This is a genomic window from Bacillus sp. ISL-55, assembly GCF_018613155.1.
GTDB lineage: Bacteria > Bacillota > Bacilli > Bacillales > Cytobacillaceae > Mesobacillus.
Map to the genome: position 1 here is coordinate 116,044 of NZ_JAGGQU010000031.1, position 14,604 is coordinate 130,647.

Genomic DNA, 14,604 nt, shown 5'->3' on the forward strand with positions numbered 1-14,604 from the left:
CATCCTCCTGTAAGTCTATTGATTTTGTCCTTCAATAATCATTTCATACATATGCTTGGTTGGATCGAGCGGAGTGACTCCAAGTTCTTCCTCCAGCACTTCACTGCATTTATTATACCAGCGGATGGCTTGCGGGCGATTGTTCTTCCGATAATAGCAAAACATCAGCAATCGATAGGCTTCCTCCCATGTTCTGTCTCTGTGGAGGATTTTTTGGCACCAATGAATGGCAGCATCATAGTTTTCACGCCTTACATTTAGCTGCGCCAGTTTCTCTGCACTTCGCAAAAAGTAAACAAGCAGCCTTTCTCGCTCATTGAGGCACCAGTCCTCATATCGTCGTTCAGGAAGATAATCCCCATTATACAAATTCAATGCACGCTCTAGTTCTTCCATTGATTTTTCCGTATTCTTCTCTTCAAGGCCGGCTTCTGCCCATTCTTCAAATATACGCGAATCCAGTTCGATTGCTGCCTGGGGGTTAACTCCGTATCCCGCTCCTTCCCTGATAATGAAAAATGGGGCGGATCTCGCTTTGCGCGAAGGCTCCAGGACATTATTCAAGGCATTCAGGGCAACTTTAAAATCTCTGTCTGCATTCTTTTCCTCATGGGTCGGCCAGAGAATCTGGAAAATATCCTCCTTCATCAGGAACTGGTTCCTCCTTGTCAAGAAAAGCTGGAACAGCTCTTTTGCCTTTCCCCTCTGCCAATCCCTGTCCTCCACTTCCCTGTCCCCCAGCCAGAGCCGGAACTGGCCAAGCGTTTGCACCCTTAATGTATAGCCAGGATGAGTACTCAGGCGATGAATCTTCAAATCCTCCAACAGCTTCTCTGCATATCCTGGCACAATGGATTGCTTTACCGCTTCAATGAGCATAGGTATGAACATTTGCAAGTCCCGCGGCCCAAATGTCGTCCGCTTCTTCAGGAAAAATTCATATCCGCCTGTCTTCATCAATTTTAAAAAGCTTGAAAATGCTGATCTGAATTCCTCTTCTTCATTCAATGAAAAATAATAATAGGACTTCCAAAACGACAGCAGCATCCTGCCATATTCATCACCACACTGGTTGATCAGCCCCTCTGCTTTATGAAGGTTCTCGCACGCCTCCTTGTGCCTGTCATTATAAATTGACGCAATCGCCAGGCAAAGCGTTATAAGTGCTGAAAGCCAGACATCCTTCACCTGTTCTGTTTCAAGCAGCGCCTTTCGTCCAGCCTCAGCAGCCCGCTCATATTCACGCCTTGAGCCGTAAAGAATACACAATCCCATCAGCGGCTCTGCCTTCCCTCGTTCGATGCTCAGACGTCCCATGATTTCAAGTGCCGTTTCATAGCATTTTTCAGCCAGGGTCAGATCGTACTGTTCAATGAGTTGAACGGCATGCCCCATCCTGATCCATCCGCAAGCCTCCACAAACGGAGCTTGGATATCAATCCCATACTGTATCCCTGATTGTGATAAAGTTTTTGCCTTCATGCCATTGCCTGTAAAAGCTTCAATCAATGCCAGAAGAAGATCTGTCTCCCTGTGTGATTGCGGCAAATGCAGTTTTTCATCCAGATGGCCAATCGCCTTTGCATCCGTTAAAATCCTTCTCGTTTCTTGAAATCGGCCGGTCCTCAAATATAACCGGGCTTCCAGGTTTCCATCCTCTATAAGAACCCCCATCGACCTTGCCCGTTCAATCCACCTTTCTGCCTTCAATGCCTGCCCGGAATTGATCAGGTTTTCAGCAAGCAGGCGATAGAGCCTTCCCGTTTCCTCCGCGGCATCTTCAAGCATCTCCGCTTCCCGAAGCTCAATTGCCTGAGCTAAGATGCGCTCAGCTTTAAGCGGCTGGATTGTATCAAGATAAATTTTTGCTTTGCCCTCAAGTGCCTTGCTTTTCCAAACTGCATTTCCCATCCTGTCAGCTGTCTGTATTGCCTGTTCATAGCATGCTTCCGCTTGCTTGTACAATGAGCGATAGCGGTACACTTCTCCCTCAAGAAATAAAAGGGAACAATAGCGGCTTTTGTCTTCCAGTGGGATTCTCGCTAGCCGCTCCTGCAGATTCTCGAGCTTCCCCATTTCGAGAAGCTCCATCCCCTGTTCGTCCATTATCGCTGCAGCAGCGCTGTATTGGCCAATTTTCTCATAACAGTATAATGCCTCTTCCCACTGCCCCTTTTTTTCAAAATAATGGGCACTGTTCATCATTAATCCTTTGTATTGACCAGGCTGGCTAGTAATCAGCCTGTTCTCGAGGAATTCTCGAAAAAGCGCATGATACCTGAACTGGCTGTCGCCTATCTGCTGGATGAAAAGATTTTTCGCATTCAGCTGCTGCAGCATCTGGATGGAACCGTTCATACCGAGGATGTGATCGCAGATATCCGTACTTATTTCCTCAAAGATACTTGTCTGTTCAAGGAATTGCTGGATCATTGGAGGCTGTTTCGAAAACACTTCATGAACCAGGTATTGAAACAGGTCCTCAAGCGACTTTGCCGGCTCTGCCAGGAGATCATCCAGGCTTTGCAGGTGAGGAAGCTGCTGAGCGATCATTCCAATGGCAATGACCCATCCTTCTGTAATTTGATACAACTGGTCGATCTGTTCGTCACTGATAGCAAGCTGATAATAATCAGAAAGGAGCAGTTCAATTTCTTCTTTGCCAAAAATCAAATCTATCTTTGATATCTCATTCAATTCATTTTTAGCCCTTAACTTAGCCAGCACTTTCCAGCCGGGCTTCGTCCTCGTCGAAATAACAAGATGGAGATGTCCCGGCATGTGCTCCAGCAGTTTTTCTATCCAGACGTTGATATGGTAGGAATGTTCGATTGCGTGGAAATCATCCAGGATGACAACGATCTGTTCAGGTATTTGGAGTACCTCATTGATGAAAAGCGAAGAGAGCATGCTAAGTTCCTCTTCTCTTATATAACGGTCCATTTTTTTCATATAAGAGATTAACTCATGGCCAAAATCCGGGAACAAGGTTTGAATCGAGGCTGTCAAATAGGATAGAAACGGGAGAATATCGTCATCCGAAGAAGTGATTGTATACCAGCAGCATGACTGGTTCTGATCCTTGACATGCAATGCGAGAGCTGTGCTCTTTCCATAACCGGCACCTGCCTGGATGATGGTCAGCGGCTTTTGAGTAATCGCTTTCATTTTTTTCGATAATCTGGCCCTTCTGATCCATTGATCCTGTAAGCCAGGAACAATTAATTTTGTTTTGATCAATGGCAATGTTCCCTGCATATAATCTCCGCCCTGGTTTTATTATAATGATGCAAGTCTAACATAAATGAATTAAAAAAAGACTCGAAAATTGACGAGTCTTTTCACTTCTCTATATGTATAGTTAGAAAGATACATCCATTTCCTCGAGCGGCCAATACCTCAGATTCACTTTGCCGACGACCTGCTCTTCTGAAATGAACCCAAACTGCCTGCTGTCCCAGCTGCCCAGACGGTTATCGCCAAGGACGAACAATTTCCCTGCCGGCACTCTTTCAACCCCGGTCAAATCCTCAAGGGTAAAGTCGCCGGTCAAATAGCCGCCGGGTGATTGCTCGCGGTAATGCTTCAAAAAAGGTTCCTTCAATTGTTTGCCATTGATGAATAACATGTCTTCACGATATTCAACTTTATCGCCTGGCAGACCGATGACGCGTTTCACAAAGTCTTCCTCTTCATTCGCATGGAATACGATTACGTCAAACCTTTCGAGATCTTCTGTTTCGTATCCCAGCTTATTGACAACGACCTTATTCCCATCTTCCAGTGTAGGAAGCATGGATTCTCCTTCAACAACATAATTGGAAAAAAAGAAAATCCTAATAAAGACAAATATGATCATTCCGAGAGCAAAAGCCTTGATCCATTCGAGCCCTTCCCTTTTCACGATTTCTCTCATTGACTTCCTTCACCACCTGTTTTCCTGCTATCTGTCATTATCGTCTTTTCCAACACTCATATTCATTTTTACTTCAATTCTTTTGCCGATATACCACAAGATAGCGATTACTGCCAGAACGATAGCCGTTCGCGCGGGATTAGTGATTAAAGACCTAATATCATAACCTACAAAGCTGATAGTAAAAATCATCACCATTTTTCCCGTTATCACTGCAAGCATATACTGTGCCATGCTGATTTTTGAAAGCCCTGCTACAATATTAACGAGGGCAGATGGAGTGAAAGGGAAGCACAGCATCAGGAAGATCGGTCCAAAACCATGGCGTTCAATCCAGTTCATCCCTTTCTGGACTTTTGGATGGCGCTGTAAAAACCTTAGGATCCGTCCCTGGCCGTACCGTCGGAAAATCAAAAAGACAATCAACGCCCCGAGAACAGCACCAATCCAGGAAAAGAGAAACCCAAGCCACAGCCCAAACGCATTCGCATTTGCCATAACAAATAAGAACAACGGCAGGAACGGCAAAAACGCCTCAAGCATGGGCAGAAGAATGCCGGGAATCGGTCCAAAAGAACGATATTGATTGAGCAAATCCATAATGTTTTCGGTTGTAAACCATTCTTTCAATAATTCAACATCCATTGAGATCTCCTTGTCCAAAAACACTCGGCAACCAGAATTCAACAGAGTTCTGATTACCTTATCCTATTTACCTCTTAGAGATAATTGTACACCTCTAATTCTTAATTTGGGTAATTTTTAACAAGCTGTCTATTTAGTCAAAAAATTCTGGAGCGCGGTACTGTTTTCTTCAAAATCTATCGCCAGTACTGCTCCTGCACCGCTCACTCTCTGGTTCTCGAATGATCCTTCAACTGGTATCCTCATTGTTTCGATATTCCGATTATCCTTTGAAATCAGACCTTTTCCCATAAATAAGATATCGCCTGTATCCATATTGGTATTAATAAACGGCGTAACTACTCCAACCAATTTAGGAAGCTTCGGCAAAGTCTGGATGCTGGCGAATTCCTTTCCAACCTCCTTTATGACTTTTTGCTGGCGTTCAACACGGCCAAAATCACCGACTGCATCCTGACGGAACCGGACATACCCAAGAAGATGTTTCCCATCCAGTCTTTGAACACCCGGTTCGAGTGTGACACCTATTCCCTCGGACATTCTCTTTTCAACGTCGACTTCCACACCTTCTGGGAATGCTTCATCAATCAGACGGACGAACCCCTCAAAATCAACGATTGAATAATATTGAAGGCTCACATCAAAGTTTTGCTTTATTGTCTGCCTCAACAATTCCGGTCCGCCAAGCGCAAATGCAGCATTGATTTTATTCATCCCGTGTCCCGGAATCTCCACATACGTATCCCTCATGATTGAGGTCAATTTATATGACTCTGTATCTGGATTATAGCTGGCGATCATGATCGTATCTGAGCGCGAGGTTTCCTTCCCTCTTGCATCACTGCCAATCAACAGGATATTCGTCAGGCCATTGCGGTCGCTCTCGCCATTGAAATGGTATTCCTGCTTGTTTTCTTCCGTTGCCTTTTCAGATTTATTGACACCTGACCGGAACTGCATGAAGGAATATAACGCAACAGCTCCGACCAGAAGGAACAGCAGTAAAAAGATACTCGACCACCTGATCCTCTTTTTTCTTTTTTTGTGTTGATGCCTATCAGATCTCATTCGAAAAACCCTTCCGGTTTATAGATATTGATACAACATGATTTTATTAAGTCCTTTTTGTTAACTTGTTTCTTTTTCATTATTTTGATTCATGAGCGTGCTGGATGATGTCCTTCTTAAGTCCAATTCAGCCACATAAGGGAACGGTACAAGCGAAAACGAACCCAAAAGCAACATCTAAATATAACTTCATTCCTCTATTACTATTTTCCTTCTTTACCTATAACCTTAAACTTCTCTGGAGAAATTTTCAAAAAATAAACCCACGGCAGTGCATGCCGTGGGTAAGGATGTTACAGATGGCTATTGAACCAATCAACAATGGATGCCAGCCTGCTGAGTCGCAGATTAGGCTTACCGCTTCTTGAAAGCTCGTGGTTGGACTCTGGGAAGCGAATGAACTTCGTTTCCTTTCCCTGTCTCTTCAAGGCAATAAACAGCTGTTCAGCCTGTTCGATCGGGCAGCGATAGTCCTTTTCGCTGTGAAGAATCAGTAATGGTGTATTGATCTTATCCACATAGGCGAGAGGTGAATGCTTCCACAATCTTTCCAAGTCGCCGAGGTCAGCTTGAATCTGCCATTCTGTAAAATAGTAGCCGATATCGCTGACACCATAAAAACTGATCCAGTTTGAAATCGAACGCTGTGTGACGGCTGCCTTGAATCTGTCCGTATGGCCGACAATCCAGTTTGTCATGAACCCGCCATAGCTGCCGCCGGTCACTCCCAATCGATCCTTGTCGATGAAATCGAAATTTTCCAGCGCGTAATCAATAGCGTCCATTACATCCTGGTAGTCTCCGCCGCCATAATCGCCTCGCACGGCATTGACGAATTGCTGTCCGTAGCCATGGCTGCCACGCGGATTAATGTAGAGGACTCCATATCCTTCAGCCGCCAAAACCTGAAATTCATTGAAATACGAGTTCGCATACATGGCGTGCGGTCCCCCATGGATTTCAAGAATCAACGGATATTTCTTGCACTCTTCATATCCCGCCGGTTTCATGATCCAGCCGTGCAGTGGTGTACCGTCACTGGCCTCGAAGGAAATTGGCTGTGGCTCTGATAAAGTGACCGATTCCAAAACCTTCTCATTCACGGACGTCAGCTGTTTCATTTCACCAGTGGTGACTTTAAGCTGGAACAATTCTCCTGGAAGGACTGGATTGCTTATGGCCGCTATAATCCTCTGGTTTTTGCGGTCCAATGTGTACCCATATACATGCTGCTGGTCAAGTAGTGCCGGGTACACTTCGCCAGCAAGGTTTGCAAAATATATAACAGTATTGCCCTGGTCGGTCGCAAGGAAATAAAAGCTCTCACTATCTTCGCCCCAGATTAACCCAGGACTGTGCGCTCCCTGATGGAAATCTGCGGCAACAGCGTCTCCTGCAAGGATATCCATATTTTCTGTTACACATTGGATGTTTCCAGAATTGAGCTCCTGAATCCAAACCTGGGTTAACGTTGCATTTTCAAACTCTCTTTCATGCCCCGTATAGCCAAGGTATTTTCCATCAGGTGAGAATACAGCATTGCCAAAGTAGCCAGTTCCGTTTGTGAGCTTCGTTTTGTTCCCTGTCTCAATATCCATCAGCCATAAATCACTTTTGAATGAGAAATCGCGTTCAGGTGACTCATCAGCCGACAATACAAGACTTTTGCCATCAGGAGACCAGCACTGCAGGTGGTAATCCACTTCGCCTTTTGCGACTACTTCTGCCTTGCCATCTGCAAGATTCACAATGGCAGTCTGTCGATACTTTCCGTCCCAGAAACCAGATGCATCTGATTTATATTTCATTTCCTGTGCTGCGAATGGTTCCAGTTTCTTGTCATCCTTCTTCTCTTCTTCTTTTTCAAGCAAATCTTCATCCGGCTTCAAGGATACGGAGCAGGCGATTCTTTCCCCATTTGGAGACCAAACGGGACCATTCGCACCATTCTTGAAATCAGTAGCCTGCCTTGCTTCTCCGCCAGCAGCATCCAGTACAAATATCTGGTTCTTGCCACTGCGGTTTGAAACGAAAGCAAGCTTCGTTCCATCCGGTGACCATCTTGGGGAATGATTGCGATCTTCACCGTAAGTCCATTGCTTCGGCTCTCCGCCATCTTCAATGTCAATTATGTATAAATTAGAGGCATAATCATTCTTTTTCTCCAGCATCTCTGTCTGGACAAACACACACTTCTTTCCATCAGGTGAAAACTGTGGGTCCGTAACGGACTTTAATTCAAATAAATCCTCTGCTTTTATAAATCTTTTTTCCATTTTGGGAGCCATCCTTCCAAAGTTAAGTTGTTACTTTATATTTCGATAACAGAAATAAATATCCTGCTTTTACTTAAATGTTTTTCTGAAGAAAGCCTACAATCCAACAGCACTGCAAGTTTCCTTTTATTTTGGAGAAGATAGTGAGAGGAAAATTTTTTAACCCTCTTGAAATCCTCCCAAAAATCCAGTACGATAATTACGAACAGATGTTCTTATTATAATTTGAAGGGACAGAGCAAAATGACAAGGATTCCTGAAAAAGACCGCGATATTATGGAGCAGGCCATCTATTTGCCGATGGTACTGGTCGTGCTCAATCGGGATCTTTCTGTCGTTGAAAATAGTCCATTTAAACTGAAGAAGCCTTATTTGGAACTAATTGAAGAAACAATGAAAGCAGTCCAGAAAGAACTCGCCATCGTGAAAAGCTACCTCAAAAAGAATAACCTTAAGGTTGAAGAAGTAAAACGGGACGACGCCTTCACCATGTTCCTCTTTATCTACAAAGGCTACGAAGAACAGCATAACTACTTCAATCCCCGTATCCGCAATAAAGTCCAGGAATTGATGGTCCACTACCTTTTCAAGCGGTTTAAAGCAGAACAAAAAGCGCAAGCGCCTCGTTCAGCCCCGACAAGCGCTGGAGGGCCTGACAGTGAAGTCGTTCTTTGACTTCATTGGCAGGACCGAAACCGAAATGTGTAGCCGACTGCCCAGAAACGCAGAAACTGGAGACTCCGACAAAGAAGCGCTTTTTGCTTCTGCCGGCGGAGTTGAAGTTTCGGAGTTTCTAGGAGGCAAAACTAGACAAGCGTCTCGAGGGGCTAGGCGCTGGAGCTGGATTAAGAAAACTTTATATAAAATCATTTAATAATTCTGGACAGCAATTGAAAAAGAATCCGGCTGAAAAACCGGATTCTTTGATTTAGTCTTTATATACCTCACTGACGAGACTGGCATGAGGATATCCTTGTGAGTCATTGTATCTTGGACCATGGAGAAGGTATAGAGCTTTTCGTTCGGTTTCTTTCATCCGCTGCATGAATTTGGTGCGCAGCATGGAAGTCCTTAGCAGCTGGTTTTCAAATGAATGATGGGATACTGGCAGAATCATGGATTTCTTATTCCTGAAGGTAACCTCTGTACTGTGGGCATCCACCTTCTTATGGAATAATACATGCTCATGTGAAACCCATATGCAGTCCGGTTTTGTAGGCGAGCTTGTAGGCATGAAATATATGGAGCTTATAGGGTCAACAATGATCGGGGTTTTATGGGTAATCCCGGTAAGCTGTTTTGTTCCTTCTTTCCTGCCTTCGTAGCTGCTTCCAAAATACTTGCAGCTTTTCTTGATAATATCTATTGGTCTGAATGGGGATAAATACTCCTCCTCCAGCTCGATCACCCTGGAGTATATCCTGCTGCCGTATTCTTCAGGAATAATTATCATGGTAAAAGGATTTATTTCGTACTCTTCTACTAAGTTCCTTGTGTTTCCTGTCATTCCTTCACCTCCTAAAATACCTTATACCCTATTTTACCATAAGTGTTTAAATTTTCTTTACTTATAGAAAAAGTTCTATTTTTAGCCACAATTATTGTCCTAATATAAATTTTCTAAAAATTATAAAAATTTAGTTGATTATCTTTTCAATAATCCATATAATATAAAAAAGGTCTAAGAGGTGAGGTCAGTGAAAGAAAAACCGTATTCTGAAATCATGAAGGCCAGTGTGATGAAACGCATTAAAGCCAAGGAATCTTTTGTTCTGGACCTGTATGTTGACATGCTTATTTCCGAAATACAGCTGAATACTAAAAAAGAAAAACTGATGTCAAAAATTGATAAAGCAATCGATGACCGCGACAAAATTCTCTTTTTAACATTGACAGAGGAATTGAAGGATCTCAACAAACAATTCGGCACTTAGATGAGTGATATCCCCTATATAGGGGATATTTTATTATTCCGAAATAAAGACAGCTATCGATTTGACTTTAAATGATTTTTACCAGCAGCCGAGTATGTATTGAATAAATCTGATTTGAAATTAGTTGCTGGCAAAAAAGAAAGCCCTCCTAGTCGAGGGCTTTCCTGCTTAATATTCATCTTCCTGTTCATTCCTCTTCTCAACTTCATAATCTTCGAGTCGTGAAATCCGTTCCAGCATCGTCGGATGTCCATAACGGAAAATTTTCACCAGCCATGGTGGATTTACCTGACTGAGCCCAGCCTTGGTCAATTCCTGGAAAGCAGAAATTGCCGCATTGGTGTTATCCGTCATTTCAATGGCATATCGGTCAGCCCTTGTTTCCTGGTAGCGGGACACGAGGTTCGACACAGGGCTTGCCGCAAACATGATCATCGACAGGAACATCAGGAACAACGGAAGCGATCTTAAGTCACCAGGGTGCTGCAGCTTGAATTCCTTGCCCCAGCGGCTGATTGCCCAGTTCATCAGTCTCGAGACAAAGTACAGGCCGAACAAGGACAGGACCAGGTAACCGGCAATTCCAATATACAAATGCTTCTCCACATAATGAGCCATCTCATGTGCCATGATGAACAGGATCTGGTCATCGTTCAACCTGTTCAATGTCGTATCCCAGAGAACGATCCTCGAATTGGAGCCAATCCCCGTAACATAAGCATTAAGAGCGTTTGTTTTTTCAGCCATATCCACTTCAAATACATGCTCAGCCGGAATATTGGCCTGCCCCGCGATATCAAGGATCTTAGACTCCAACTCTTTATTTTTCAAAGGAGAAAAATCATTGTACAGCGGGTCGATCACAACAGGCTGCAGGAACATGATAAATAAAGTGAACGGTACAGAGAGCATCCACGCAAACAGCCACCAGAATCTTTTGAATTTGTTCATCAGCCAGTAAAGGACAATGACAATAACGAACATCATCGCATAATTGATCCAGAAATCAATTAGCTCATCCTTCATCCACGAGGCGAATGACTGTGTTGATATATTATAGGTCTTGGACAGCGTATAACTGATGTAACTTAGAGGGAAGGTCGCGATATAAGCAAAGAATGAGAGCCAAATCAAATAAATCGCTGTTTGGCCATACTTATTTTTCGCCGTATCTTCTCCCCATTTCTTAAAAGCTTTTGATAGTCCCAGGAGTAGTATTAAAAAGTAAAACAGCCATTCAAAAGGTGTCGACAGGAAAAATAATAAATTTCTAACTTTTGAGTATTCTTCGCTCAGCATTAATTCTCTTCCGTTCAAAAACGTTGCCGGGTCAGCCTTCGAACCTTCGAACTCAAATGGAAGACTACTATCTGCAAAGTAAAATAAATACCAGTAAACCGCGAAACCATAGAGCACATAGGCGATCACACCATAAAAACCCATCTTTCTCGCCATAGCTTCTCCCCCTTTTACGTACAACCATGTCTATAACTATTTTAATCCTTTGTCCTAAAAATAGAACAAGTTATTGATGAGGCTGGGGAAATGCTTAGCACGTTTATGTGACCTTTAACTAGGTTCCGGCACTTCCAAGGTCACATTATACCCTTTAACGTGACCTTTAACTGACTTTCGGTGCTGCTAAAGGCACATTAATCCCTTTTATGTGACCTTTAACTGACTTTCGGCACTGCAAAGGTCACATTATACCCTTTTATGTGACCTTTAACTGAGTTTCGCTTGCGCTAAAGGCACATTAAGCCCTTTTATGTGACCTTTAACTGAGTTTCGCTTGCGCTAAGGGCACATTATACCCTTTTATGTGACCTTTAACTGGGTTTCGGCACTGCAAAGGTCACATTATACCCTTTTATGTGACCTTTAACTGAATTTCGCTTGCTCTAAGGGCACATTAATCCCTTTTATGTGACCTTTAACTGAGTTTCGCTTGCGCTAAGGGCACATTATGCCCTTTTATGTGACCTTTAACTGGGTTTCGGCACTGCAAAGGTCACATTATAATCTTTAATGTGACCTTTAACTAACTTTCGGTGCTGCAAAGGTCACATTGAGCTCCGTATTCTGTATCCTAAGTATCTCCACCTAAATTAGTATTAACAACAAATAAGGTACCAGGAAATCTGACTCCTGGTACCCTGTGGCTTTAATTTAGAAAGCTATCATCAATCAGTGTTTTGAAATCTGGCTTATCCTTAAGGAACTTCAATGCGTAAGATGAATCCGAGAAGTCCTGGATTGACTGTGCATCGACTTCATGTGTAAAGCCAATTCGTTCCCATGCCAGCTCGACTACATCTTTTTCAAGCTCTTGCCCTGTTGTTTCTTTGATGTCTTTAATCGTAATTTCCTGTGCTTCAGCTGGGTTTTCGTTAATGAATTTCACAGCATCTTTATGTGCGTCAATAATCTTTTGGACAGTTTCCGGGTTTTCCTCAATCATTTTTCCGGAAGTGACCATTACGGATGCAGGAAGCGTTTCGCCAAAGGACACTTCATCCCAGCCGATGACGACTTCTGCTCCTGTTTCTTTTTCAATTACCGCTGCCCATGGTTCAGGTGCTACAGCAATATCCACCTTACCTGCCTTCAGCATAGCAGCGTATTGTGCCGGCTGGCCAGTAAGGTGTTTCATTGTTCCGCCAATCCGCTGCGATGTGATGCCCTCAGCTTCAAGATATGTTTCGTACTGAACATCATGTGTGCAGCCTACGCCAGGTGTAATGAATGTCTTGCCAGCGAAATCTTCGACTGAGTTAATCTCGACTCCTTTTCTTGCTAAAACAACTGTCCCGCCTGTTGATGCGCCTGCAATAATTTTAACGTCCGCGCCTGTTGAGTAGTTGTTCATCGCTGGTCCCGGTCCAACAAGACCTGCATCAATCTCACCCGTTTTCAGTGCAGTCATGAATGAACCGCCTTCAGCGAAGGTTTTGTATTCGATGGTTGTTCCATCACCAAGCTGCTGTTCAAAATAACCTTTGTCTTTTGCCACCATCGCAGGTACGTGGTTGATGTTCGGGAAGTAGCCGATGACGATTTTTTCCTTGCCTGCTGAAGTAGATGTTGAGCTGCTTGAACCGCAAGCGGCGAGTACCATTGCAGCTGTAAACAACATTGTTAAAATTAAAATGGCCTTTTTCATGAGTTTTTCCTCCTTTTTTTATAATTCCTGTTTTCGTGAAAAATCCTATGAATCAAGTCCCCATCGATTGAGCACTGATTTTTCGATACGCTGGAAAATTAACTGATCTACAATTGTTCCAATGACACCAATAATGATCATGACCCCGATTACAAGACCCATATTACCGAAATCCGAAGCGTATCGAAGGGTATATCCGAGACCGGGCCCCGTACTTAAAAGTTCCCCTGCCATCAGGGCCCTCCAGGCAAATGCCCATGCCAGTCTTGAGCCGGTTACCACATAAGGGATCGCTGCCGGAAAAATAACCCTCTTATATAAGTTCCATCCGGTCACTCCCATCGTTTTTGCCGCCTTTATGAATAAAGGTGAAACATTTTTAATGCCCACTCTGATATTAAGTGTCATCACAAATGTTCCTCCTAGAACCACCACGAAAATAACAGCTTTTTCATTCATACCGAACCACATGATCGCTAGCGGAAGCCAAACAATGCTCGGTACACTTTGAAACGCGAGGACGATAGTTCCAAGTGTTTCATCCGCCGTTTTTGACTTAGCGAGCAGGACTCCAAGTCCAGTTCCGATTACCAGGGAAAGACCGAGACCAATCGCGAGTCGTTTGAAGCTGGCAATCAGGTCATAGATCAGTGTTTTATCCTCAAAGCCTGTTATAAGTGCCTCGAGGACTTTTTCCGGGGACGGAAGGATGATGGGCATCCACCATTCGAGCTTGCTTCCGGTGTACCAGAATGCGATGATGGCAGCGAAAAATATAATTCTCTTAATGTGCGGATTCATCTGCAAGCTCCTCCCTGATGACTTTATCGATCTCCTTCTTCAGATAACTCATAATATATTCTTCCAGTTCCACCATCTCTTTTTTATGCTCATGGCGAGGTCTTGGGATCGCTACTTTAATATCCTTAAGGATCACTCCCGGCTTCGTTCCCATCACAATGATCCGGTCTGATAGTTTGATGGATTCAGAGATGCTGTGAGTGACGAACAAGATCGTTTTCTGTGTTTCTGCCCAGATCGTCTCCAGCTGCTCATGTAATCGCGAACGCGTTTGTTCGTCCAGAGCGCCGAATGGTTCATCCATCAAAAGGATCTCCGGATTCATCGCAAGCGCCCTCGCAATCGCGACCCGCTGCTGCATTCCTCCTGATAGCTCGTGAGGATAGTGGGAAAGGTATTTGCTAAGCTGAACCTTTTGCAATTGTTTTTTCGCTTCCGCTTCAGCCTGTTTCTTCGGCATTTCCTGTTTTAGCGGGAAAAGAACATTCTCGAGGACGTTCAGCCATGGAAACAGCGCTGCCTGCTGGAAAACCATCCCCCTGTCCTTTCCCGGTTTATCTATCTTTTTGCCAGAGACAATTATTTCGCCGCTACTTGCGGGAGTTAGTCCAGCCACAATCGAGAGAAGCGTCGATTTACCGCAGCCTGATGGACCAAGAATCGAAACAAATTCCCCTTTATTCACTCCTAGATTAATATCTTTTAAAACATCAACCTGGTGATTATTTTTGTCTCCATACTGTTTGTGTATATTGATGATGTCTATAAACAATTTAACCACCCTATTCTCATAAAACTTAT

At 43.7% G+C, this 14,604-nt stretch carries 13 protein-coding genes; 3 read left to right on the forward strand and 10 right to left on the reverse strand.

What is annotated here, in order from left to right; genetic code table 11:
• Positions 1-15: 15 nt before the first annotated feature.
• From J7E32_RS15320 to J7E32_RS15340, 5 genes are all read right to left on the reverse strand, one after another.
• Positions 16-3,258: an AfsR/SARP family transcriptional regulator gene (locus J7E32_RS15320; protein ID WP_214908850.1), complete on the reverse strand. Its 3,243-nt coding sequence runs from the start codon at positions 3,256-3,258 to the stop codon at positions 16-18.
• A 103-nt stretch (positions 3,259-3,361) separates the two neighbouring features.
• Positions 3,362-3,916, reverse strand: coding sequence for a signal peptidase I (gene lepB, locus J7E32_RS15325; RefSeq protein ID WP_214908852.1), 555 nt, complete (start codon positions 3,914-3,916; stop codon positions 3,362-3,364).
• A gap of 27 nt (positions 3,917-3,943) precedes the next feature.
• The gene (locus J7E32_RS15330; RefSeq protein ID WP_214908854.1) at positions 3,944-4,561 is read right to left on the reverse strand and encodes a TVP38/TMEM64 family protein; all 618 of its coding nucleotides are present in this window, start codon (positions 4,559-4,561) and stop codon (positions 3,944-3,946) included.
• 129 nt (positions 4,562-4,690) lie between these two features.
• Positions 4,691-5,629 carry an LCP family protein gene (locus tag J7E32_RS15335; RefSeq protein WP_214908856.1) on the reverse strand — a complete coding sequence of 313 codons (939 nt, stop codon included), beginning with the start codon at positions 5,627-5,629 and terminating at the stop codon, positions 4,691-4,693.
• A gap of 293 nt (positions 5,630-5,922) precedes the next feature.
• A complete protein-coding gene (locus tag J7E32_RS15340; RefSeq protein ID WP_214908858.1) occupies positions 5,923-7,905 on the reverse strand; it encodes a S9 family peptidase in 1,983 nt (660 codons plus the stop codon).
• A gap of 243 nt (positions 7,906-8,148) precedes the next feature.
• Between J7E32_RS15340 and J7E32_RS15345 the strand changes: the two genes are divergently transcribed.
• Both J7E32_RS15345 and J7E32_RS15350 read left to right on the forward strand, forming a co-directional pair.
• Positions 8,149-8,580 (forward strand): YhjD family protein, encoded by a 432-nt coding sequence (locus J7E32_RS15345; RefSeq protein WP_214908859.1) that lies wholly within the window; start codon positions 8,149-8,151, stop codon positions 8,578-8,580.
• A complete protein-coding gene (locus tag J7E32_RS15350) occupies positions 8,564-8,779 on the forward strand; it encodes a hypothetical protein (protein WP_214908861.1) in 216 nt (71 codons plus the stop codon). The genes J7E32_RS15345 and J7E32_RS15350 overlap by 17 nt, the downstream gene beginning before the upstream one ends.
• A gap of 54 nt (positions 8,780-8,833) precedes the next feature.
• Here J7E32_RS15350 and J7E32_RS15355 read toward each other — a convergent pair whose 3' ends face one another.
• The gene (locus tag J7E32_RS15355) at positions 8,834-9,412 is read right to left on the reverse strand and encodes a competence protein ComK (RefSeq protein ID WP_214908863.1); all 579 of its coding nucleotides are present in this window, start codon (positions 9,410-9,412) and stop codon (positions 8,834-8,836) included.
• Positions 9,413-9,602: 190 nt separating this feature from the next.
• On the opposite strand from J7E32_RS15355, the gene J7E32_RS15360 reads away from it, so the two are divergent.
• Entirely contained in the window at positions 9,603-9,839 is a 237-nt protein-coding gene (locus J7E32_RS15360) for an IDEAL domain-containing protein (RefSeq protein ID WP_041966757.1), read from the forward strand.
• 168 nt (positions 9,840-10,007) lie between these two features.
• Here J7E32_RS15360 and J7E32_RS15365 read toward each other — a convergent pair whose 3' ends face one another.
• From J7E32_RS15365 to J7E32_RS15380, 4 genes are all read right to left on the reverse strand, one after another.
• Positions 10,008-11,294 carry a M48 family metallopeptidase gene (locus J7E32_RS15365; RefSeq protein WP_214908865.1) on the reverse strand — a complete coding sequence of 429 codons (1,287 nt, stop codon included), beginning with the start codon at positions 11,292-11,294 and terminating at the stop codon, positions 10,008-10,010.
• Between the two features lie 709 nt (positions 11,295-12,003).
• A complete protein-coding gene (locus tag J7E32_RS15370; protein ID WP_214908867.1) occupies positions 12,004-13,002 on the reverse strand; it encodes an aliphatic sulfonate ABC transporter substrate-binding protein in 999 nt (332 codons plus the stop codon).
• 45 nt (positions 13,003-13,047) lie between these two features.
• Positions 13,048-13,803 (reverse strand): ABC transporter permease, encoded by a 756-nt coding sequence (locus J7E32_RS15375; protein ID WP_214908868.1) that lies wholly within the window; start codon positions 13,801-13,803, stop codon positions 13,048-13,050.
• A complete protein-coding gene (locus J7E32_RS15380) occupies positions 13,787-14,575 on the reverse strand; it encodes an ABC transporter ATP-binding protein (RefSeq protein WP_214908870.1) in 789 nt (262 codons plus the stop codon). Before J7E32_RS15380 ends, J7E32_RS15375 begins: the two co-directional genes overlap by 17 nt.
• Between the last annotated feature and the right edge of the window lie 29 nt (positions 14,576-14,604).

Excerpts from the sequence above, each read along its gene's own strand:
- J7E32_RS15320 (WP_214908850.1), bottom strand. The coding sequence starts at position 3,258 with ATGCAGGGAACATTGCCATTGATCAAAACAAAATTAATTGTTCCTGGC.
- lepB (WP_214908852.1), bottom strand. The coding sequence starts at position 3,916 with ATGAGAGAAATCGTGAAAAGGGAAGGGCTCGAATGGATCAAGGCTTTT.
- J7E32_RS15330 (WP_214908854.1), bottom strand. The coding sequence starts at position 4,561 with ATGGATGTTGAATTATTGAAAGAATGGTTTACAACCGAAAACATTATG.
- J7E32_RS15335 (WP_214908856.1), bottom strand. The coding sequence starts at position 5,629 with ATGAGATCTGATAGGCATCAACACAAAAAAAGAAAAAAGAGGATCAGG.
- J7E32_RS15340 (WP_214908858.1), bottom strand. The coding sequence starts at position 7,905 with ATGGAAAAAAGATTTATAAAAGCAGAGGATTTATTTGAATTAAAGTCC.
- J7E32_RS15345 (WP_214908859.1), top strand. The coding sequence starts at position 8,149 with ATGACAAGGATTCCTGAAAAAGACCGCGATATTATGGAGCAGGCCATC.
- J7E32_RS15355 (WP_214908863.1), bottom strand. The coding sequence starts at position 9,412 with ATGACAGGAAACACAAGGAACTTAGTAGAAGAGTACGAAATAAATCCT.
- J7E32_RS15365 (WP_214908865.1), bottom strand. The coding sequence starts at position 11,294 with ATGGCGAGAAAGATGGGTTTTTATGGTGTGATCGCCTATGTGCTCTAT.
- J7E32_RS15370 (WP_214908867.1), bottom strand. The coding sequence starts at position 13,002 with ATGAAAAAGGCCATTTTAATTTTAACAATGTTGTTTACAGCTGCAATG.
- J7E32_RS15375 (WP_214908868.1), bottom strand. The coding sequence starts at position 13,803 with ATGAATCCGCACATTAAGAGAATTATATTTTTCGCTGCCATCATCGCA.